The sequence below is a fragment of the Aminobacter sp. LjRoot7 genome (assembly GCF_964252895.1).
Taxonomy (GTDB): domain Bacteria; phylum Pseudomonadota; class Alphaproteobacteria; order Rhizobiales; family Rhizobiaceae; genus Aminobacter; species Aminobacter aminovorans_B.
Map to the genome: position 1 here is coordinate 186339 of NZ_CAXUPX020000009.1, position 19860 is coordinate 206198.

Consider the following 19860-nt stretch of genomic DNA (forward strand, 5'->3'; position numbering starts at 1 on the left):
TATGTCCGCGCGTTCGCTCAGCGCAGCTGACAGTAGAGGCAGGTGATGTCGTCGCTTGGCACGCCTGCCGATATCGAATTCAGCCGCAGCCAGACATCAGCTCCACCAGATCGGCAACCTCGGACGCGGCGCCGCTCCGCAACTGACGCGCAGCTTCACGGCAGTCTTGGCGGGGGATGTTGTTCCATTCCATTCAAGCCCGCCTTATCCGGACGGACCTCCGCTCACCGAAGTGGGTGGCGAAGATGCGTACACGTGCATTGGCCCAAGCATCAATGCCACTGGATCGGCAGAAATGGTTTGACAACAACCGACAAAAGCCTAGCCTCTAATATATGGAATATATTCCATTGTACTGGAAGCCTGGGAGGACTGGCATTATGACGATGAGACTGGCTCTTGTTTCTGCGGTGGCCGCGCTTTCAACTGCATCTGCGGCTTATGCGGAGCCAACCAAGGGTGGCATCATCAATGTCGCGACGGTTGGAGAGCCACCAACGCTGGACGCGATGGTCACGTCGACAGATCTTGTCGGCATGATCAGCCAGCACATCTTCGAGACGCTCTTTACCTTCGACAAGAACTGGAACGTCGCGCCGCTATTGGCGGAGAGCTTGCCCGAGGTGAGCGACGATGGGACGGTGTACACCATCAAGCTGCGCCAGGGCGTTGCCTTCCACGACGGCACACAGTTCGATGCCGCAGACGTCGTCGCCTCCCTGGACCGCTGGATGAAGCTCGCAGGCCGGGGCAAGCAGATCGCCCCTACCGTCAAGCAGATCGAGGCCGTCGATCAGTCGACAATTCGCATCACCCTGACCAAACCCTATTCAGCCCTGCCGGCGCTGCTTGCATTCAACAATTCCGCGGCGATCATGCTGCCAAGCGAAAAGCAGGCAGACCCGATGGTCGACGTCATCGGCACTGGCCCCTATCAGCTCAAGGAGCGCAAGCCGGATCAATACATCCAGCTGACGCGCTTTGACAAATACAAGCTGCGTACCGAGGAAGGCTCCGGTTATGCCGGCGCGAGGATTGCCTATCTCGACGAAATCCGGTTCGTTCCGGCACCCGATGCCTCCACCCGCCTCGAAGGGGCCATCGCGGGGCAATTCGCATATACGGACTCGCTTCCCGTCGAACAGATGGGCCGGCTCACCGACAGCAAGTCGGAGGCAGTGCTGTTGCAGAATTCGGGCTGGCTGATGATGCGCATGAATGCCAAGCAAGGCGTTCTTGCCGACGTAAAGGTGAGAAAGGCCGTGCAGGCGGCCCTCAGCGAAAGCGACATGCTCGCTGCCGCGTTTGGCGACCCGAAGTTCTTTGCTGTCGAGGGCGCAATGTATCCGGAGGCATACCAATGGCACAGTGACGTCGGAGTTGAGGGCAACTACGACGTCGGCGATGCCGATGCCGCAAAGAAGCTGCTCACCGACGCCGGGCTGACGACGCCGACCCCGCTGCGGATTCTAACCAGCCGCCAGTACGAGTTTCACTACAAGATGGCGCTGGTCGCCGCAGAATACCTGAAGCTTGCTGGTTTCGACGTGAAAATGGAAGTCGTCGATTGGGCGACGCTGACCCAGCGCATTCTAAACCCTGAGCTGTGGGACATCTTCATCACGCACAGCCCGTTCCTGGCGGAGCCGGCGCTGATCAACATCTTTTCTCCAACGGCGGTCGGCTGGTGGAGCACGCCCGAAATTGCGGATGCGATGACAGCGCTGACAGGTACCGCCGATCCGGCGAAGCGCGTTGCAGCCTTTGGCACCGTGCAGTCGCTGATCATGGAGCAAGCACCAATAATCAAGGTTGGAAACTTTAGCGCGCTTTCGGCCAAGGCGCCCGGATTGCAGGGCTTCTGGCCGTCTCCCTGGGCCTCGTTCTGGAACGTGTCGCTCGAGAAGTAAGGACCAGCCTGTCCCCGTGCCCTGCGGGGACAGGCTTCTTGTTGCGAATATCGGCGGAATATCAAATGTCTGTTTCTTTGTTTTCGGGATCCCTCGGATCAACCGAAACCGCACTGCTTGATGCACGTATCTCAGAGGTCGCTTCGCCCGACGGGCCCGGCGTCGCCGTGGCTGTTCTGCACAAGGGCCGGCCCGTCTACGAGCGGGCGAGGGGGCTTGCCAGCCTGGCCCATCGATCGCCGCTGACGGACCGCTCGGTTGTGCGAATTGCGTCCCAGAGCAAGCAGTTCACCGTGCTGATGATCCTCATGCTGGAGGCTGAGGGCAAGCTCTCGCTCGAAGACGACATACGAGATCACTTTCCGTGGCTGCCCGACTGGGGCAGCCAGGTGACGCTTGGCCATCTGGCATCGAACACCAGCGGCATTCGCGACATCCTGGATTCGATGATCATGGCAGGTATTCCAATCACCGCGCCGTCTTCCAGGTCGGCCGCGAAGGCGATCGTCGCACGGCAACAGGGGCTCAATTTTGAACCCCTGACGGACCTCCTCTACAGCAATTCGAATTTTCTTTTGCTGTCCGAACTGATCGAGAAGGTAACAGGCAAGAGCTTCAACGAAGCGCTTGAGCACTACATCACCGGCCCACTCGGCATGACTGACACCCACCTGATGGTGAGGGACGACGAAATCCGTCCCGGCTTGGCAGATCATCACCGGCGAGGCCCACAGGGCCAGTGGCTCAAATCCGCCTGGGGCATAGCCATCGGCGGGGAAGGTGGCCTAGTCTCGACCCTGGCGGACATGATCATCTGGCAACAAAACCTGCGGGGGCCAAAGGTAGGCACAGCCGAGATGATCGAGCGCATGGGAACGCCCTATGTGACGATCAACGGTGTTGCGTCGCCCTATGGACTGGGCCTTGTCAACACATGCCACAAGGGCGTTCCGCTCGTCGGCCATGGTGGCTGGATCGCTGGCTCGCGTTCGGAATCCTTCCGCAACCTGTCGGAAGACATCTCCATCATCGTCTTGTCCAATCACGATGATTTTTCATCGTTTGGGCTCGCGCGCGACATGCTCGACATCGTGCTTGGCCGCGACCCAGGCGGCCTGATTTCGCCGGAAGGCATTGCATCTATCGAGACCCGTTACGGGTTCTGGCGATCCGACGATGGCGGCTTCGTCTTCGGACTCGAGGAGTCGGGCGGACTGCCGGCGATCGTTGGCAGCATGGGCGTCTCGGCGCTGGAGGAACCAGAAGCGGGCAAGTTCCACGCCCGTGGATCGCTGCCGGCATTTGTTTTTTCGCTGGAGGCGGACGGATCCATACGAACCGAAACGTTCGGCCGTTCAAGGCGCTATCGACGGGTGGAAGCACCCACCCAAATCGGGAACGACCCGTCTGGAACATACAGCAGCGCCGAAAGCGGTTTGACCGCAAGCATCGACAGTGCCGACGGATGCTGGACCATGCGCGTGTCATCGCCTTTTGGCGCAGCAACGCTTTCGCTCGATGCGTGTGATGCGGACATGTACCTCGCTCGCCCGAGCGAAGCCGACATCCACGACCAATGGCGTATCGCGCCTTGGGTGCTGCCGTGGCTCTACAGTGTTCGCATCAGGAGCGACGCGATCGTGCTCAACAGCGATCGGGGTCGCGACGTGGTGCTCACCAAGCTGCCCTAGGTATCGTTGCAAAGTCGCACTTCAAGGTAGAACCCACCCGGCTACACAAAATTGCCGCGTAATCTATCTTATGGAACTACTCAGATTGCACGACGATCGGCAACTGCTTGCGCCTCATTCCGGAAGGCCGGCCTTGCGCAAACCTTCGACGAAATGCTCGAGTGTGGCGTCATCACGGAACGGCTCCGTCGCGATCCAGTGGCGGGTGGTGTATTCGGGGTTGCCGACAAGAAACAGTTCGGCTTCCGCACGCGCTTCGCCGAGCCGGCCCAATTGGGCCAAGCTTGCCGCCAGAAAACGGCGCGAGCTCGTGCGGTAGGTTTCGTCCTTGAGCAATGTCTCGACGGCAGCTTCATAGTCCCGGGCCGCGTACTGCGCCTGGCCAAGCGTGAGATAGTACCAGCTTGCCGGAAACGGGTTGAGCCGGAACGCCTTGCGAATGTGGTCGAGGCCGTCATCGATCCGGCCGGCGAGGATCGCGATGTCGGAGAGTGCCGCCCAGGTGTCGGCGTCGTTCGGGTCAAGCTCGATCGCCCTAGCGAATTCCGCGTCCGCCTCGGCGAAGCTTTTGGCATAGGCAAGCAGATATGCCAGGACCCAGCGGCACCCGACGTCGCCGGGATCAAGCGCCACCGCATTGCGCGCAAGGTCGAGCGCGATCTTGCGGGCGGGTTCTGCCGGCCCGCCGCTATGCACCCATCCCATCCAGTGGTTCATGGCGAGCCAGCGATGAGCCTCGGCGTAGCCGGGATCGAGCGAAATCGCGCGAGAGAGCATCAGATGCGCTTCCCGCGCCGCTTGCGGTGAATCGTCCATCAGTTTGCGGGCGCGGACGCACAGGTCGTAGGCCTCGAGGTTTTTGGGCCGGATGCGCGGCGGCGGGGTGCGCAGCCGGCCGAGCAATGCCTCGACGATCTTGCTGGTGACCTCGTCCTGGACGGCGAAGATATCTTCCAGGCCGCGGTCGAAGCGTTCCGCCCAGAGATGATCGCCGTTCACCGCATCGACAAGCTGAGCGTTGACGCGCACCCGCCCAGCGTCACGCCGGGCACTGCCCTCGAGCAGGTAGCGCACGCCGAGCTCGCTTGCGATCATGCGCACGTCCATCGCTCTGCCCTTGTAGGCAAAGGAAGAATTGCGGGCGATGACGAACAGGCCTGGAACCCTGGAGAGGTCGGTGATCAGGTCCTCGGTCAATCCATCAGCGAAAGCCCCCTGCTCGGGATCGTTGCTGACATTGACGAAGGGCAACACGGCAATCGACGGCTTGCCGGGGAGTGGCAGAGGCTTTCGCCTGGCTTCGCCAAGCGGTTCGACCGCTCCCGTGAAGCGGTAGCCGACGCGAGGGACCGTGGTGATCCATTCGCCGCCGTCGGCGTTGGGACCGAGCAGTTTCCGGAGCTGCGCGATCTGAACGGCGAGGTTGCCTTCCTCGACTGAGCTGCCCGGCCAGGCCGCATCCATCAACTCAGCCTTGCCGATGATTTCGCCGGATCGCCCGACCAGTGCTGCGAGCAATTTCAGCCCGCGATGGCTTATGGCAACGGGATCATCGTTCCGGAGCAGCGTTCCAGCATCCGGATCAAGCACGAACGGACCAAAGGTGAAACGCGCTCGCTTCATGCGGCGCATCTATAGCCGGTTTGGAAGTTTTTGGAACTATTTGGCAGGACTTAAGGACGCCGCCGTTCGTCTTCTGCTGAAGTCCTCTTCATTCAGGTTGAAAGTCCGCGTCGAAGGGAAGGAGGTTGCCATGTACGATACTTGCACGGATGCATCTGCCTCGCCTCGGGCAAGACCGGCGACCCCCTTAGGCACCATCGCAAACTGGCGCTGGCGGATACGTTTCCGCTGGGAACTCGAGCAGAAATTGAAATCCGATCCCCATCTGATCGACGATATCGGCCTGACGGCACGACAGGTCGAGATGGAGATCGCCAAGCATTTCTGGCAAGCGTGAGGCAAAGCTGCAATGACACCTGACGTCCAGTTTCTTCGCCCCGCACGCCGGCAGATCGACGTGCCTGAACTGGGCTGCCCTGTTTCGAGGTCCGCATGACGGCCGAGAGCACGACATCGGAGCGAGAGATCCCGTGGTCCGCGATGGCGGGTGTGATCTCGACCGTCACGGTGTTTGCGGTTGCACAGGGGCTGACCTATCCGCTGCTCAGCTTCATCCTCGACAGGCAAGGGACGACGCCGGGCCTGATCGGCCTGTCGGCGGCGATGACGCCGCTGGGCTTCATCGTGTCTTCGCCTGTCATTCCGGCGTTGACGCGGCGCTTCGGCGCGGCGCGGCTTGCGATCCTGTGTTCAATGCTGGCAGCGGCGACGCTGGTCGCGATCGCCCTGATGCAGGACGTGTGGGCCTGGATGCCGCTGCGCTTCCTGCTCGGCTTCTTCGCCAATCCGCTCTATGTGATCAGCGAAACCTGGCTGTTGACGATCACCCCTGCATCCCGCCGTGGGCGCATCATGGGCCTCTATTCATCGATCGTTTCCGGCGGCTTCGCCGTCGGCCCGTTGTCGCTCGGCCTGGTCGGCACGGAAGGCTGGCCGCCGTTTTTGGTCGGCATCTTGGCATTCCTCATCTGCGGCATGATCGTGCTTGCGGTTGCGCCGCGCATGCCAAGGATGGCGCATGGCGGCGAGGCGTCGCTCGGCGCCTTCATCGTGCTTGCCCCGCTGTTGTTGTTTGCGGTTTTCACCGCCGCCGCCTTCGAGCAGACCTTCATCTCGCTGTTTGCGGTCTATGGCGCAGCGCTCGGCAGCGCTGAAGGCAGGATCGCGTCGCTGATCACCTGCTTCATCGCCGGCAACGCCCTTCTGCAGATCCTGCTCGGGCGCCAGGCCGAGCAGTTCGGCTCGGCGCGCGCCATGCTGCTCTGTGCCCTCGCGTCACTGGCAGGCTGCCTGCTGTTGCCGCTGGTCTTCGACGGATGGCCGATCTGGTCCCTGCTTTTCCTGTGGGGCGGGGCTTCATTCGGGATCTACACCATGGCGCTGATCCAACTCGGCGAGCGTTTCACCGGCCAGGCACTGATTGCCGGCAATGCGGGCTTCGCCTTAGCCTGGGGCATCGGCGGCATTGTCGGATCGCCAGCGACTGGCCTCACGATGCAACTGATTGGACATCAGGGGCTGCCATTGGCGCTGGGCCTGATGAGCGGTGTGTTGGCGACGTTTCTGCTGGCGGAGAGACAGCGAGCCTGATCTCGGCGCCAACCGCCATCATAGGCGACCTGGCTCCCCCGATCACCCTTTCAGAAAGCCCTCGGCAAGGCGCGTCTCACCGAACCAGTTGATGCGGTTGACGGTGATGTAGCCGGCATCGATGGTACTGTTCTCGTCGCCCTCGACACTCGTCCGCTCACGGCCTCGCGGCACGACGAGCACGGTGCGGTCGCCGTCCTGTTCCACGACTTCCGAGCGCCGGGCGATCTTGTCTCGGCCGATCATTGGCTGACGGATTTCGGCCGGCAGCGACGACGGCAGGTTGATGCTGAGCCAGTGGCCCTCCAGCACCCACTCCGCCCGCTTGCGCCAAAGATCGGCGATCAGGCCGCCGAGCCAGGCATCGTCCCCGGGCTGAATCTCAGGCGACTTGACCTGCGAGAAACCAATTGCCGGAACGCCCCAGAAGCTGGCCTCGCGGGCGATGCCGAGCGTGCCGGAATAAGCAAGATCCTCGGCAACGTTGCGGCCGTCATTGATACCGCCGAGAACGAGGTCGGGCTTGTCGTCGCCGGCAAGCAGCCAGGTCATCGCGGTGACGACGCAATCGGCCGGGCGACCCGAGCAGGAGTACCAGCGCTCGGCAGTGCGGCGCATGGTGATCGGCTCGGCCATGGTCAGCGACGGCCCGGCGGCGGTGTGTTTGCGCTCGGGCGCCACGACCCAGACATCGTCGCTGATGGTTTGCGCTGCCGCCACCAGACGGGCAAGGCCCGGCGAGGCGATGCCATCGTCGTTGCAGATCAGGATTCTCATGGCGGGCCTCAAGCAGCGAGAGTGTAGCTGTCGCCGGTGCGCAGGTCGACGCGCAGCGACGGCATGTGGGGTACGAGCTCGGCAAGCATGTCGGGCGGGCAGGAATGGCCGAATGCCGTCGGCCGTCCAGCGCCCTCCCAAATGGCAAGGTTTCCCGACAATGTCGGATGCGTCGGCATGCGTATCCAGTCGGCGCGGCCAGTGGCCTGTAGCGCCTCGCCGGGCGAACCGGCCGGCAGGTGGCCGGTGAGCAGGACGGGATAACCGGTAGCAGCGGCGAGCGGCAGGAGCGCCGCAGACGGCCCGGCCTTGCCCATGCCGTCATCGGCGAGCAACGGGAAAACTGGCAAGGCATCGCCATCATGCCAGTCCATGGCTTCGGCCAGGCGCCGGCGCAACCGGGGGACCACCGCTGGATAGAGAGCCGCCCTCGCCTCGATCTGGGCGGCGAGCGAGGCCCGCATGCCGGCGTGGATGGCAAAGGGACCATCGAGTATGGCCATCAGCTCTAGAGACCGACCCGACAGCGGCGTCGGCAGCAGGCATCCGCCGGGACGGGCAGCGACCCATTCGGCGATGGCCTGCGCACGGGCCGCGCCGCCGACCGGATCAGCACCATAGGACGCATCGAACACCAGGAGATCGCAAGCCGGCATTGCGTCCATGACGAAGACGCTGCTGTCGGGCACCACGTCGGCGGAGTAGACGGCCTTGCGGCTGCCGTCGTCGACGGCGAACCAGACACCGCCGACGACATGGCCGGAGCGGCCTGTCGCAATCGTCAACCCGTCGATGATCAGGCTGTCGCCGGGCTCGAAAAGTTCTATGCGGTCAGGTAGCGGAAAGCGCCTGAAATCGTCCGGATCGGCATAAGCGGCGAGCGTCGCCGGTGCCTCCTCGCGTGTCTCGGCTGTCATCAGAATACGGCCACGGTAGCCCTGCGCCAGCAGCCAGCTCAACGCGCCGACATGGTCTTCATGGGCATGAGAGATCAGCACCGCATCGATGTCATCGACACCGCCTGGAATCGCCGGGTAGTAGTCCGCGCCGGAAGCACCGACCTTGATGCCGGCGTCCAGCAGGATGCGTCGGCCGCCGCCTGAGATGGCAACACTTGTGCGTCCCTTCTCGCCAAAGCCGCCGCAGAGGTCTATCCGCATGCTCATGCCGAGGCACCGCCTGGAATGAGCCAGCCGGACGCGATACGGACGCGCGCCTTGGCGCCAGCCTCGAAGGGATTGGGATCAGGCTGTTCGAAGTGCAGTGTGACCGAAGGGTCCGCATCGGGGGCGAACTCGATGCGTGCTACGCCGCCCTTGTAGACCGCGCGCCTGACCGTCCCGTCGATACCCGGCTCGCTGGGTGCTGCCGCCGAGATATCAGGCGCACGGCAGCAGATCTTGGCGCCAGCGCGTGGTGCCTCATCGGGACGGCAACGGACGACGACCTCCTGGCCGAGCACACTGACCTTGATGTGGCCGCTTTCAGCCGGGTTCAGCATCCGGGCGGGAATGACGATGCCTTCTGATATGAAGGAGGCGACCATCTCGTTGGCCGGCTCACGATAGAGGTCGCGGGGTGCCGCGAGCTGGGCCAGGCGGCCATTGTCCATGACGGCGATACGGTCGGCCAGCGCCATGGCCTCGGCCTGATCGTGGGTGATGTAGACGATGGTCGTGCCGGTGCGCTTGTGGAAGGCGGCAAACTCGTCCTCCATGGCTGCGCGCAGATGGACGTCGAGATTGGCCAGTGGCTCGTCGAACAGCACCAGCGAAGGTGCGGCCACAAGGCAGCGGGCAAGTGCCACGCGCTGGCGCTGGCCGCCGGACAGATTGGCCGGACGGCGATCACCAAACCCCTTGAGATCGACAAGCGCCATGGCGTCCTCGACCCGGCGCTTGCGTGTTTCCGCGTCGACCTTGGCGACCTTGAGCGAATAGCCGATGTTTTCAGCAACCGTCATGTGCGGCCACAAAGCGTAGTTCTGGAAGACAATGCCGACGCGCCGCTTCTCCGGCGGAACACAGCCTTGCGCGGTGGAGACGATCTCATTGCCGATGCGGATGTCGCCCGAGGTGACGTTCTCGAACCCGGCGACGAGGCGAAGCAAGGTGGTCTTGCCGCAACCTGACGGCCCCAGAACGGCCAGGAACTCCCCGTCCCTGACATCGATCGAGACATCCTTGACGGCATCGAAATCGCCGAAGGTCTTGGTGACGCCGTTGATGGTCAATCCCGCCATGGGAGCACTCCGCTGGGTAGGTGGGCGGCAAGCAGATTTGCCAGCAGCATCAGGACGAAGGTTATCGCCACGGTGATCGCCGAAATTGCCGACGCGTAGTTGGAATCGCCGCCTTGCTCGAAGGAGAACATCAGCACCCCGATGGTCTCGGAGCCCGAGGACCACAGCAGCGCAGAGACGGTCAGCTCGCTGAGCGCGGTCATGAAGATGAGCAGGCCGCCGGCGAGGGCCGCAGGCGCCACGAGGGGAAAGATGACGGTGCGCATGCGGGTGAAGAGACTTGCGCCGGCGACCCGTGCCGCTTCCTCGAGCGCCCTGTCGATCTGGTGGTAGCCTGCGATCGTCGGCCGCAACGCCAAGACAAGGAAGCGGGCGAGATAGGCGTAGAGGATGATCCAGACCGTGTTGTAGATTTGGACGCCCGTGAACGGAATCGGCTTCAGGAACATCAGCAGGGACGCGATCGCCAGCACCACGCCCGGCAGCGCGTATGGCAGCTCGACCGCGAGGTTCAGGTACTTGACCCACTTCTTGCCGCTCCAGGCGACGAGATAGGCGACCGGGATCGCGACCAGCACCGCGAAGGCTGCTGCGGAGAGTGACAGCGCAAAGCTGTTGAGGAAAGCGCGTCGGGCTGCGCCATATTCGAACAGGACGAAGCGATAATTGTCGAGCGTTGCGGTGGAGGCGTTGAGCGGAATGCCATAGCCGGGCACAAGCGACGAAAGCAGCAGGCCAAACAGCGGCAGGGCCAGGATCAGCACGATCAGGCACCACATCCCGACCTGCACCGGCACCCGCCATTTGCCGAGTTCATACGGCTCAGCGGATAACGAAGTCGAGCTGATGCGGTAGTCGCGGCGCCGGCTCATCATTTCCTGGGCAAGGATGCCGGCCATGGCGATCAGGCCGATCAGCACCGACAGGAAGGCCGCATCGCCGAGCACGGCAGGGCCGCCGCCGGCGAGCCGCTGGTAGATCAGCGTCGGCAGCACGAGATAGTTGGCGGGAATGCCAAGGAAGGCAGGTATGCCGAAATTCCCGACGCAGGAGACAAAGGCCAGGGCAGCGGCGGCGACCACGGAAGGGGTCATCAGCGGCAGCACGATGGTGCGCAGCACGGTGAACCAGCCGGCGCCGCTGGCGCGGGCAGCCTCGACCAATTCGCGCGGCAACTTCCTCAGCCCGGCGCGCACGAGCAGGAAGACAAGAGGCCCGTATTGAACGCCGAGCAGCAAGATGATGCCCTCGGGGGAATAGAGTGGATTGCGGCTGCCGAGCGGCGGGGCAATGCCGAGCATCTTGAGCAACGGGCTTGCCGGCCCGAACAACTGCAGCCAGGCAAGTGCGGTCACCTGCGGCGCGATCATCAGCGGCATGACATAGCAGAGCACGAAGGCGCTGCGGCCACGCACGTCGGTGAGGGTCACCAGCAGCGCGACTGACGTGCCGAGGATCACGGCGAGCGCGGTGCCGAGAAAGCCAACGACGAGCGTGTTGCCGGTGGCGACCCAGGTCGTCGCATTGGTCAGGCCTGCGCTGATCGCCGCGGTAGACAAGGTGCCGCCCGGGGCGAAGATCTCCTGGATCAGGCGCAGCATCGGCAGGATGGACAGCAGCACGATCAGTGCGGCAACCACCACCGTCATGGCCCATTCCTGGCCGCGACCTTGATTCAGCCTGACAGACATTTTTCGGGTTCCGGAAAACAGGGCGGCTCTCCCGTGCAAGGGTGCCACGCGATACTGGCACGTCGGCCAGTTCAAATCTGGAGAGAGAGCCCGGAAGGCCAATGGCCTTCCGGGTTGGACAATCAGCCGCCGAACAGGCCGGAGAACTTGGCCTTGTCGGCTTCGATCTTCTCGACGATCGCCTTGACGTCGAAGTTCATGACCTTGACCTCGACGCCTTCTGGCAGCCAGGCAGGCCGGCCGACGGAAGGCTTGGCCGGCAGGTAGCCCTGCTCGAGCGCCAGCTTCTGGCCATCGTCGGACAGGATGAAGTCGACGAACTGCTTGGCGCCGGCAACGTTCTTTGCCGTCGAAAGGATAGCCACCGGCTCGGTGACGGCGGGCACGCCCTCGGACGGGAAGACGAACTCGACCGGCGAGCCCTTGGCCTTGGCGTTCATCGCCATGAAGTCGACCAGGATGCCGTAAGGCTTCTCGCCGCTCGCCACCGACTTCAGCACGGCACCATTGCCGCGGACCGAAATCGTGTTGTTGGCCTTCAGCTTGTCGAAATAGTCCCAGCCATAGTCGGCATTGCCGGTGAAGCCGGAGAGCAGGTAGGCGGCGGCGCCGGAGTAGAGCGGGCTCGGCATGACGAGGCCGTCGGCGTAAGCCGGCTTCGCAAGATCGGCCCAATGCTCGGGCTTTTCGGCAGCGGCGGTGTTGTAGGCAATGCCGGTGGTGATCAGCTTGGAACCGAAGTACGTCTTGTCGGCGTCATAAGAATCCGCCGCAAAGCCGTCGAGCTTGGCCTCGGGATAGGCCTGCAGACGGGAGTCCTTCTTCAGCAGCTCCATCGAGACCGCATCGGCGATCAAAAGCACGTCGGGCTGTGGGCTGTTGGCTGCAAACTCGGCGGCCAGCTTGGCAAGGATATCGCTGGTGCCCGAGCGGTAGACCTGCACGTCGACGTCGGGATGTACCTTCTTGAAGGCCTCGACGGTCTTGGTCGCATCGGCTTCCGGCTGCGACGTATAAAGGGTCAGCGTTTCGGCGCTGGCAGCGCCGGCGAAGAGCGCCACTGCCAAGGCGAACTGGCTCGCTGCCAGCCTGGCGAATGTCGTTTTCATGAAACCTCCTGTTGTGTCCACACATGGCAAGTCGGCTTCAGATCCGCGTGCCACGACCTCCCTACACAGCGCGTTTGACACTTGGGTGACGGAACGCTGACACATTTATGATATGATCATTTGTTGCGTGTCAAATACAAATGAACATGCTGCATTGCGAAATTTCTGACGTAAAAAGGCATCTCCGGGCGGGCATCCGCCCCTTGCGCGAGACACTAGAAACGCCATTGTTCAGAATCGTTGTGGCGCCGAGGGGGGAGACCGGACTGAATGCGCACCAAGCAGGAAATGCCGGTCGAGCCAGGTGCCGCCATGGTCTCGTCCGACCTCGCGGTGAAGACCGCATGGCTCTATTATGTCGAGGGCCTGACCCAGGAGCAGATAGCCGACAAGTTGAAGGTCAGCCGGGTCAAGGTGATGCGCACGCTTGCCGCCTGCGCGGCCGACGGCGTGGTGGTGACAACGATAAACGCCCAGACCGCCAGGCAGGTCGAACTCGAGCGGGCCTTGGAAAGGCGCTGGGGCCTCGATGCGGCGATCGTCGTGCCGACGCCCTCGGCCGACGAACATCTGGAAAGGGCGATTGGCCACTCTGTGGCGCTCTATCTCGACCAGCAGATGCAGGACGGCATGACGCTTGCGATCGGCGGCGGGGCCACACTCCATTCCAGCATCGGCTTCCTCAGCCGTAGGCACCTCAAGGGTGCGAGCGTCGTTGCTCTCGTCGGCAGCCTGCCGCATTCGCAATGGATCAATCCGTCGACGGTGGCTGCCAAGGTGGCCGAGGCCTTCGACGTCGACAGCTATCAGATCACCGCGCCTGTCATCACCCACAGCCGCGAACTGCGCGACCTGTTATGGGCCCAGCCGGAATTGCTTGATGTACGCAAGCGTGCGGCCAAAGCCGATGTAGCCCTGCTGACCGTCGGCGAAATGTCGGCCAATGCCACCATCTTCAGGCACGGCATAGTGCCACAATCCTTCGTCGCCCCGCTCAAGGCCAAGGGCGCTGTTGCCAACATGTTGTGTTACTTCATCGATGCCGAAGGCAGTATGGTCGACCACGAGGTCAACGACCGCGTCATGGCAATCGACCTCGCCGCTGTCAGCGCCGTGCCAAACCTGGTGCTTGCCGCCGGCGGCAAGCGCAAGATCCCGGCCATCCGCGCCGCCCTTGCCGCCGTCAACGCCAATGTGCTGATCACCGACAGCGACAGCGCGGCAGCGCTGACCCGGTAGCCTCGGTGACTGCGGGCCGCAGCTTAGAGCAGCCCTCTTTCGCGCAGGAAATCCTCGATGCCGACATGGGTCATGGCTTCGAATTCGGCGATGGCCTCGGCCATCTTCCGGCGCTGCTCGGCAAGGAGAGTAAAGACCTGGCGCATTTCGCCCGAGACGCCGAACCGACCCCAGCGCTCTGCGATGTGAGCCGGCAGGCCGATGTCGGCACAGAAGGCTTCGAGGCTGCCATAGCCGAGCTCCGCGACAAAGGCCCTCGCCGCCTCGGGCGACATGCGCTCTTCGACGGCGTGGTCATGCAGGCGCTGCGCGATAAGCCTGACGTCGGAAGGCGACGCCCTCATGACCCTACTGACAAGGGAGCGGACATTCTCCGGGTTGAAATCAGGCATGGGACCTCCAAGGGTGGCAAAGCTATCCGGTTCGTCCGGTGGCTGGTCGATCAAGCCGCGATCATGCAGGCCACACCGAGGGATGACAAGCACGGCAGGCGTTTGTTGTTCAGGGCGCTTCGATCATCCGCCTTGCGCTGTGTTCATCGGTGATCAGCACCGTCGGCTTGACCAGCTTCATGGCACCGAGCAGCGCGTCGATCTTGTCTGCACCGCCGGAAGTCAGGATGCGTAGCGGCGCGCGCAGGATGCGGTCGACATCGACCGACATGCCGAGTTGGTTGATGGGATGGTCGACCAGCTTTCCGGCGCGGTCGAAGAAATGGAACAGAAGGTCGCCGACCGCGCCCTTGGCGGCCAGCTTCTCGCGCTCGCCCTCGGTCAGGAAGCCGCCGCGATAGAAGGTCGAGGCCGAGGCAATGTCGCCGACGCTGACCAGCACCGCATCGAGCGAATCGGCGAGCGCAAAGACCTCGGACAAGCCACAGCGCTCGATCAGCGCACGCTTGGTCTCGATACTGTCGACCACGGCAGGCGCCGGAATGAGATAACCGTCGCCCTGGAAGGCTTGGGCAAAGCGCCAGGCGAATTCAGCCGGGTTGGTGCGACGGGCGACGCCGACGCCGCCGAGAAGCGAGATGACGCGGAAATCACTGAGTGGCTTGCCGCTGATGAAGGGCAAGGTGCCAGTCAGCGTGCGGCCCCAGCCGACGCCGACGGACATGCCGGCCTTCATCGCCTCGGACAGGTAGGCACCGGTTGCCGCCCCAATCGTCGGGATCGGATCCGATCCTTCGCCGGAGAGTGGCGCGACGATCGCCCGCTGCATGCCGAACTTCTGCTCCAGCGCCCGCTCCTGGCGGACGATGTCGGACAGGTCACCTTCAATGGCGATCTTGATCTCGTTGCGCAGCCGCGCCTCGGCCAGCATGCGGACGACGGTGACGCGACCGACGCCGAGAACCTCGGCGATGTCGTTCTGGGTCATCTGTTCGATGAAGTACATCCAGGCGGCGCGGACCCGCAGCCGATCGGCCCGACTGTCGGTGGGGGAACCCTCGACATCCTGAGGTGTCTCGGCGGCACGCGATTTTCCACCCGACCCTTTGACACCCTTGCTCACGCCGCTCCCCCCGTTTCAGTTCACATCACTTTTCAAGGAACCGCGGCAAGGTCAAGCGGCGCGGTGTCGCGATTGAATTGCACCCCGTGCAAAACAGTGCTGCAATGTCCCCGAGTCTGCGGCTTCGTGACGGAGCATCGCGACATCAAGGGAATACGCAAGATGCTGAGAAGTCTCTCGGAAGATGTTGTCGTCAACATCAAGGATCGGCTCCGCGACATGCGCCATCTTGTTCGCTCGAGCCGCCATGACAATCCCGGCGGACCGCGCCGGCCACAGATGGCCGAACCGTTTGCGCCGCCGGCCGAGATCGAGCGCCTGCTCGGCCGTGCCGCAAGCGTGGTCGATGACACGCTGACTGTGGCCGAAACGGTTTCGCGCACGCTGCTGCCGATCGTGCGGACCGGTGACAGCGCCCAGTTGCATGGCTTCGACACCTATTTCGTCACCGGACGCTCGGTCGAGGGCGAGCGCTTGTTCCGCCGCGACCTTTATGCAGCATTCAAGGCCTTGCCACGAAAGGCAGCCGGCGATGGATTGCCGCTTCACGAGGCAGGTTTCAGCCAGGCGCATCTGGCCGTCCGCAAGAAGCATGGCGGCCTGCTCACCGCCATGCATATGGCGAGCCCAGAGAGCCGGCTCGAAATTGTCGCCGCCGTTGCCGCCGCAACGTTTGTCGAACTGCTTGCCAGCCAGCCCCTGTCTGGCGACGAGGCTATGGCCCCTGCCCTCGTGCCGCTCGCGCCGATGGTGCTTGCCTCTGCCATCTTAACGCTGTCGCCTTCCGGCATGAGCGACGCCGACCTGCTTGAGACCACCGGCTTGGCAGTGGACGCCCGCCGCGAACGCATCCTGCGCGCACTCGACAGTGCCGACCCCGTCAAGGAGCTTGGCGCCATCTTTCGAGTGCTGCTCGCACATTTGCCCTGAGCCGGCTAGGCGCTAAGCTCCGCTATCCGCTTCTTGGCTCGCTGGATCGAGGCCGGGCTCATCGAGAGCTCGGTAAGGCCCATGCGCAAGAACTCTGGGATCAGGTCCGGCCGCCCGGCCGCCTCGCCGCACATGCCGACCATGATGCCTGCCGCCACCCCTGCCCGCGCCGTCATCTCGATGGCCGACATGACGGCGACATTTGTGACGTCGTTGAGCTTGGCGACAGTCGGATTGAGCCTGTCGGCAGCCATGATGTATTGGGTCAGGTCATTGGTGCCGATTGAGAAGAAGGCGACTTCCTTGGCCAGCGCGGGCGCAATCAGCACTGCCGCCGGGGTCTCGATCATGACGCCGAGCTGGAATTCGCCGAAAGCTATCTTCTCCGCCGCAAGCTCGGCCTTGCACGTTTCGATCAGCGCGCGCGTGGCACGCACTTCGCCGACGTCGGCGACCATTGGCAACATCACCTTGACATTGCCATGGACGGCCGCGCGCAGCAGCGCCCTCAGCTGCGGCTTGAAGATGTCGGGCCGGTCGAGGCACATGCGGATACCGCGCCAGCCGAGGAACGGGTTCTCCTCGTCGGGAAACTCGATGCCCGAAATCGGCTTGTCGCCACCGATGTCGAGGGTGCGCACGATGACCGGATAGGGCGCGAAGGCCTTGGCCAGCGCTGCATAGGTCTCTGCCTGCATATCCTCGGACGGCAGGTGCATATGGCGCATGAACAGAAGCTCGGTACGGAACAGGCCGACGCCCATGGCGCCTGCCTCGCGAGCAGCGTCGATCTCTTCGAGCGAGCCGATGTTGGCGGCAACTTCGATGACCGTACCGTCGGCGCGGCGCGGGGTCGTGTCGCGGAATGCCTTTAAAGCCTCGCGCTCTCGGGCCGCCTCTTCGATGCGGGCGCGGAAACGGTCGAGCACCGAGCCTTCGGGATTGGCGACGACATGACCACGATGGCCATCGAGCGCGATCGCGTGCGCCTTGGCGAGTTCATGCACCTGTGCGCCCATGCCGAGCACGGCAGGAATGCCATGGGCGCGGGCGATGATGGCGATGTGCGATGTGGCTCCGCCATGGCCGCAGACGATGCCGCCAATGCGCTTGAGCGGTGCGCGTGCCAGATCCCAGGCGCCTATGTCCTCGGCGATCAGGATCGCCCCCTCGGGAATGTCGTCGAGGCTGATGTCGGCCTGGCCGAGCAGCGCCAGGCAGATCTGGCGGCCGACCGCCTGCACGTCATCGGCGCGGGCGTTGAGATAGGGGTCGTCGACCTGACCGAACTGCGCGGCAATCTTGGCGGCGGCGCCGATGACCGAGGTGACCGCATCGCCGCCGGTGTTGATGGTGGCGACCACCTCGTCGCGCAGCTCGTCGTCAGCGGCTATGTCGCGCAGCGCGGCGATGATGCCACGATCGTTCGCCGACAGCGTGTCCGATGCCAGCGAGGCGTTCATGCGCGCCTGCACGGCTTCGACCGCCTCCGCGAAGCGAACAAGCTCTGCGTTGATGTCGCCGACCGAAAGCGTGCGGCGTTCCGGCTTGATCTCCGGTGGGAAGTGAGCGAAGGCGGCGCCCACGGCATAGCCCTCGCTGGCAGCTACGCCCTTCAATGCGCCTGATACCTCTTCCTCGAATGCTGCCGGCTTGGTTGGCTCGACCTTGAGGGTCACACCTGCGGCCGCGGCAGCATCCGGCTCGGCCGGCGCCTGCTCCTCGGCAAGGCCAGCGAGCGGGTTCTCGAGATAGCCGACCAGTGCTTCCACAGCCTCGATTTCGTCGGCCCCTTTGGTACGGATCGTGACTTCGTCATGTTCCTTGACGGCGAGCAGCATCAGCTTGACCGCGCTCTTGGCGCTGGCCGACTTGCCATCCTTGATAATCTCGACCTCGCTCTCGAAGCTCTTGGCGAGCTTGACGAAGCGGGTCGCGGGCCGGGCATGCAGCCCTTCATGCACTCTGACGATCGTCGAGCGTTCCATAGGCAGGTCTCTTGTTCCAGTTCAGTATATAGCGGCGTAACGCGCGGCGATCAGCGGCCGATGGTAATGGCAGCGCCGGCTTTGAGCGCAGCGACAAGCACCTCGCCCTCGACCGCCGAGGCGCAGATTTCGCCCGGCCGCTCGGCAGCGGCAGCACCGTTGAAATTGATGACGACGTGGCCGATCTCGCGCACCTTGTTCCAGGCGCTGTCGCCCATCGCGGTGATGATGCCTTCGAGTTCGCCGATGGCAATGGCAGCGCCGACGGCGGGTGCCGCGTCGCTGGGTCCGACTTCTGTTTTGTGCAGCACCGACACTTCGGCCAGCTCCGGCGGAGCACCGTCGGCGAACAGGATCAGCACGCCGCCTTCGGCCAGCTCTGCCACTTCCGGTCCGATTGCCGTGATGTGCGTCTTGAGGTGAACCGACATGATCGAAGCCTTTCTATGGATCCAGGCCGATATGCCTGCCTAGACAATGCTTGGTGCCGGCCTGAGCCGGCGATGGAAGATGCCCGGCGGCAGCATGTGCCGCCGGGCAAGATTGTTAGAACACGACCAGGCTAACGGCCCAGGCGATGAGCACCGACACCGGGCCCATGATCTGGCGGCTGATCAGAACGGCGGGAACGCCGATCTCGATCGTCTTCGGCTTGGCCTCGCCGAGCGCCAGGCCGACCGGCACGAAGTCGCAGCCGACCTGGGTGTTGTAGGCAAACAGCGCCGGCAGAGCCATTGCCGGCGAGATCGTGCCGTTGGCGATCTGCGGGCCGATGATCGCCACACCGATGACCTGGGCGATGACCGCACCTGGCCCCAGAATGGGCGACAGGAACGGCAGGCCGCAGATGGCCGAGATGACCAGCAGGCCGACGATGTTGTTGGCCAACGGCCCCATCGGCTGGGCGAGCACGTCGCCGATGCCGGTGTAGAGGATCAGGCCGATCAGCATCGTCACGAACGCCATGAACGGCAGCACGTTGCGGACGACCTGGTCGATGGTGCGGCGGCCGGCATTGAAGAAAATGCCGACGACCCGGCCCATGACGCGGCCAATGCTGGCGACGAAGTTGATGAACCCGCCGTCATTGGTCGGCACGGGCGCTACCTTTGCCGCGGTTGCGAAAGATGCGTTGTTCACGTTGGAGGCAGAACCTGCCGATGTCACAGCTTCCGAACCGTCGGCCATGGTGATGTCGCTTTCCTTGACGCCCGACACGTAGATGTCCTCGGTGATGAACTGGGCGAGCGGACCCGCCTGTCCCACCGGGGTGAGGTTGACGGTGGGGATGCGCTTGCGCGGATAGACCCCGCAACGCGCGGTGCCGCCGCAATCGACGACGACCACTGCCATCTCGCCTTCGACCGGCGGCGCCTTGAAGCCATCGACGGCTTCCGCCCCGGTCATCTCGGCGATGCGCGCGGCGACCGGATGAATGCCGCCGCCTGTGACGGAGACGACCTTGTTGCGCTGGTCCGTCGGCTGGACGACCAGGGGACCGCCCCAGCCGCTCTTGCCGCGGGAGATCTTGACTGCCTTGTAAGACTTGGCCATG

Annotated in this window: 17 protein-coding genes; 6 read left to right on the forward strand and 11 right to left on the reverse strand. The window is 63.6% G+C overall.

What is annotated here, in order from left to right:
- The first annotated feature begins 380 nt into the window (after positions 1 to 380).
- A complete protein-coding gene (locus ACSQ3E_RS23250) occupies positions 381 to 1910 on the forward strand; it encodes an ABC transporter substrate-binding protein (RefSeq protein WP_436124471.1) in 1530 nt (509 codons plus the stop codon).
- A gap of 65 nt (positions 1911 to 1975) precedes the next feature.
- Entirely contained in the window at positions 1976 to 3601 is a 1626-nt protein-coding gene (locus ACSQ3E_RS23255) for a serine hydrolase domain-containing protein (RefSeq protein WP_310324420.1), read from the forward strand.
- A gap of 114 nt (positions 3602 to 3715) precedes the next feature.
- On the opposite strand, the gene ACSQ3E_RS23260 is transcribed toward ACSQ3E_RS23255, so the two are convergent.
- Entirely contained in the window at positions 3716 to 5224 is a 1509-nt protein-coding gene (locus ACSQ3E_RS23260) for a winged helix-turn-helix domain-containing tetratricopeptide repeat protein (protein ID WP_436124472.1), read from the reverse strand.
- Positions 5225 to 5354: 130 nt separating this feature from the next.
- Here ACSQ3E_RS23260 and ACSQ3E_RS23265 point away from each other — a divergent pair, with 130 nt between their 5' ends.
- Positions 5355 to 5561 (forward strand): DUF1127 domain-containing protein, encoded by a 207-nt coding sequence (locus ACSQ3E_RS23265; RefSeq protein WP_310329821.1) that lies wholly within the window; start codon positions 5355 to 5357, stop codon positions 5559 to 5561.
- A gap of 95 nt (positions 5562 to 5656) precedes the next feature.
- Complete coding sequence (locus tag ACSQ3E_RS23270; RefSeq protein WP_436124473.1) at positions 5657 to 6814, forward strand: MFS transporter; 1158 nt, start codon at positions 5657 to 5659, stop codon at positions 6812 to 6814.
- 42 nt (positions 6815 to 6856) lie between these two features.
- On the opposite strand, the gene ACSQ3E_RS23275 is transcribed toward ACSQ3E_RS23270, so the two are convergent.
- From ACSQ3E_RS23275 to ACSQ3E_RS23295, 5 genes are all read right to left on the reverse strand, one after another.
- Positions 6857 to 7591, reverse strand: a complete 735-nt coding sequence (locus tag ACSQ3E_RS23275) for a 5'/3'-nucleotidase SurE (protein ID WP_436124474.1) — start codon at positions 7589 to 7591, stop codon at positions 6857 to 6859.
- Between the two features lie 8 nt (positions 7592 to 7599).
- Complete coding sequence (locus tag ACSQ3E_RS23280; RefSeq protein ID WP_310329756.1) at positions 7600 to 8757, reverse strand: MBL fold metallo-hydrolase; 1158 nt, start codon at positions 8755 to 8757, stop codon at positions 7600 to 7602.
- Positions 8754 to 9833, reverse strand: a complete 1080-nt coding sequence (locus tag ACSQ3E_RS23285) for an ABC transporter ATP-binding protein (RefSeq protein ID WP_310329758.1) — start codon at positions 9831 to 9833, stop codon at positions 8754 to 8756. The genes ACSQ3E_RS23280 and ACSQ3E_RS23285 overlap by 4 nt, the downstream gene beginning before the upstream one ends.
- Entirely contained in the window at positions 9821 to 11524 is a 1704-nt protein-coding gene (locus tag ACSQ3E_RS23290; protein WP_310329760.1) for an ABC transporter permease, read from the reverse strand. Before ACSQ3E_RS23290 ends, ACSQ3E_RS23285 begins: the two co-directional genes overlap by 13 nt.
- Positions 11525 to 11646: 122 nt before the next feature.
- Entirely contained in the window at positions 11647 to 12633 is a 987-nt protein-coding gene (locus tag ACSQ3E_RS23295) for an ABC transporter substrate-binding protein (protein WP_310329762.1), read from the reverse strand.
- 270 nt (positions 12634 to 12903) lie between these two features.
- On the opposite strand from ACSQ3E_RS23295, the gene ACSQ3E_RS23300 reads away from it, so the two are divergent.
- A complete protein-coding gene (locus ACSQ3E_RS23300) occupies positions 12904 to 13872 on the forward strand; it encodes a sugar-binding transcriptional regulator (RefSeq protein ID WP_310329764.1) in 969 nt (322 codons plus the stop codon).
- A gap of 23 nt (positions 13873 to 13895) precedes the next feature.
- Here ACSQ3E_RS23300 and ACSQ3E_RS23305 read toward each other — a convergent pair whose 3' ends face one another.
- Both ACSQ3E_RS23305 and ACSQ3E_RS23310 read right to left on the reverse strand, forming a co-directional pair.
- Complete coding sequence (locus ACSQ3E_RS23305; RefSeq protein ID WP_310329766.1) at positions 13896 to 14264, reverse strand: hypothetical protein; 369 nt, start codon at positions 14262 to 14264, stop codon at positions 13896 to 13898.
- 109 nt (positions 14265 to 14373) lie between these two features.
- Complete coding sequence (locus tag ACSQ3E_RS23310; RefSeq protein WP_310329769.1) at positions 14374 to 15387, reverse strand: sugar-binding transcriptional regulator; 1014 nt, start codon at positions 15385 to 15387, stop codon at positions 14374 to 14376.
- Positions 15388 to 15549: 162 nt separating this feature from the next.
- Here ACSQ3E_RS23310 and ACSQ3E_RS23315 point away from each other — a divergent pair, with 162 nt between their 5' ends.
- Positions 15550 to 16317 carry a hypothetical protein gene (locus ACSQ3E_RS23315; protein WP_310329771.1) on the forward strand — a complete coding sequence of 256 codons (768 nt, stop codon included), beginning with the start codon at positions 15550 to 15552 and terminating at the stop codon, positions 16315 to 16317.
- A 5-nt stretch (positions 16318 to 16322) separates the two neighbouring features.
- Here the strand turns inward: ACSQ3E_RS23315 and ptsP are convergent, their stop codons facing one another.
- From ptsP to srlE, 3 genes are all read right to left on the reverse strand, one after another.
- Positions 16323 to 18305 (reverse strand): phosphoenolpyruvate--protein phosphotransferase, encoded by a 1983-nt coding sequence (gene ptsP / locus ACSQ3E_RS23320; protein ID WP_310329773.1) that lies wholly within the window; start codon positions 18303 to 18305, stop codon positions 16323 to 16325.
- Between the two features lie 50 nt (positions 18306 to 18355).
- Complete coding sequence (locus ACSQ3E_RS23325) at positions 18356 to 18736, reverse strand: PTS glucitol/sorbitol transporter subunit IIA (RefSeq protein ID WP_310329775.1); 381 nt, start codon at positions 18734 to 18736, stop codon at positions 18356 to 18358.
- 115 nt (positions 18737 to 18851) lie between these two features.
- Positions 18852 to 19859 carry a PTS glucitol/sorbitol transporter subunit IIB gene (gene srlE, locus ACSQ3E_RS23330; protein ID WP_310329777.1) on the reverse strand — a complete coding sequence of 336 codons (1008 nt, stop codon included), beginning with the start codon at positions 19857 to 19859 and terminating at the stop codon, positions 18852 to 18854.
- Position 19860 lies beyond the last annotated feature (1 nt).

What these genes read in the sequence shown, in the direction of transcription:
- ACSQ3E_RS23250 (WP_436124471.1), top strand. Translation starts at nt 381, where the DNA reads ATGACGATGAGACTGGCTCTTGTTTCTGCGGTGGCCGCGCTTTCAACT.
- ACSQ3E_RS23255 (WP_310324420.1), top strand. Translation starts at nt 1,976, where the DNA reads ATGTCTGTTTCTTTGTTTTCGGGATCCCTCGGATCAACCGAAACCGCA.
- ACSQ3E_RS23260 (WP_436124472.1), bottom strand. Translation starts at nt 5,224, where the DNA reads ATGAAGCGAGCGCGTTTCACCTTTGGTCCGTTCGTGCTTGATCCGGAT.
- ACSQ3E_RS23265 (WP_310329821.1), top strand. Translation starts at nt 5,355, where the DNA reads ATGTACGATACTTGCACGGATGCATCTGCCTCGCCTCGGGCAAGACCG.
- ACSQ3E_RS23270 (WP_436124473.1), top strand. Translation starts at nt 5,657, where the DNA reads ATGACGGCCGAGAGCACGACATCGGAGCGAGAGATCCCGTGGTCCGCG.
- ACSQ3E_RS23275 (WP_436124474.1), bottom strand. Translation starts at nt 7,591, where the DNA reads ATGAGAATCCTGATCTGCAACGACGATGGCATCGCCTCGCCGGGCCTT.
- ACSQ3E_RS23280 (WP_310329756.1), bottom strand. Translation starts at nt 8,757, where the DNA reads ATGAGCATGCGGATAGACCTCTGCGGCGGCTTTGGCGAGAAGGGACGC.
- ACSQ3E_RS23285 (WP_310329758.1), bottom strand. Translation starts at nt 9,833, where the DNA reads ATGGCGGGATTGACCATCAACGGCGTCACCAAGACCTTCGGCGATTTC.
- ACSQ3E_RS23290 (WP_310329760.1), bottom strand. Translation starts at nt 11,524, where the DNA reads ATGTCTGTCAGGCTGAATCAAGGTCGCGGCCAGGAATGGGCCATGACG.
- ACSQ3E_RS23295 (WP_310329762.1), bottom strand. Translation starts at nt 12,633, where the DNA reads ATGAAAACGACATTCGCCAGGCTGGCAGCGAGCCAGTTCGCCTTGGCA.
- ACSQ3E_RS23300 (WP_310329764.1), top strand. Translation starts at nt 12,904, where the DNA reads ATGCGCACCAAGCAGGAAATGCCGGTCGAGCCAGGTGCCGCCATGGTC.
- ACSQ3E_RS23305 (WP_310329766.1), bottom strand. Translation starts at nt 14,264, where the DNA reads ATGCCTGATTTCAACCCGGAGAATGTCCGCTCCCTTGTCAGTAGGGTC.
- ACSQ3E_RS23315 (WP_310329771.1), top strand. Translation starts at nt 15,550, where the DNA reads ATGCTGAGAAGTCTCTCGGAAGATGTTGTCGTCAACATCAAGGATCGG.
- ptsP (WP_310329773.1), bottom strand. Translation starts at nt 18,305, where the DNA reads ATGGAACGCTCGACGATCGTCAGAGTGCATGAAGGGCTGCATGCCCGG.
- ACSQ3E_RS23325 (WP_310329775.1), bottom strand. Translation starts at nt 18,736, where the DNA reads ATGTCGGTTCACCTCAAGACGCACATCACGGCAATCGGACCGGAAGTG.
- srlE (WP_310329777.1), bottom strand. Translation starts at nt 19,859, where the DNA reads ATGGCCAAGTCTTACAAGGCAGTCAAGATCTCCCGCGGCAAGAGCGGC.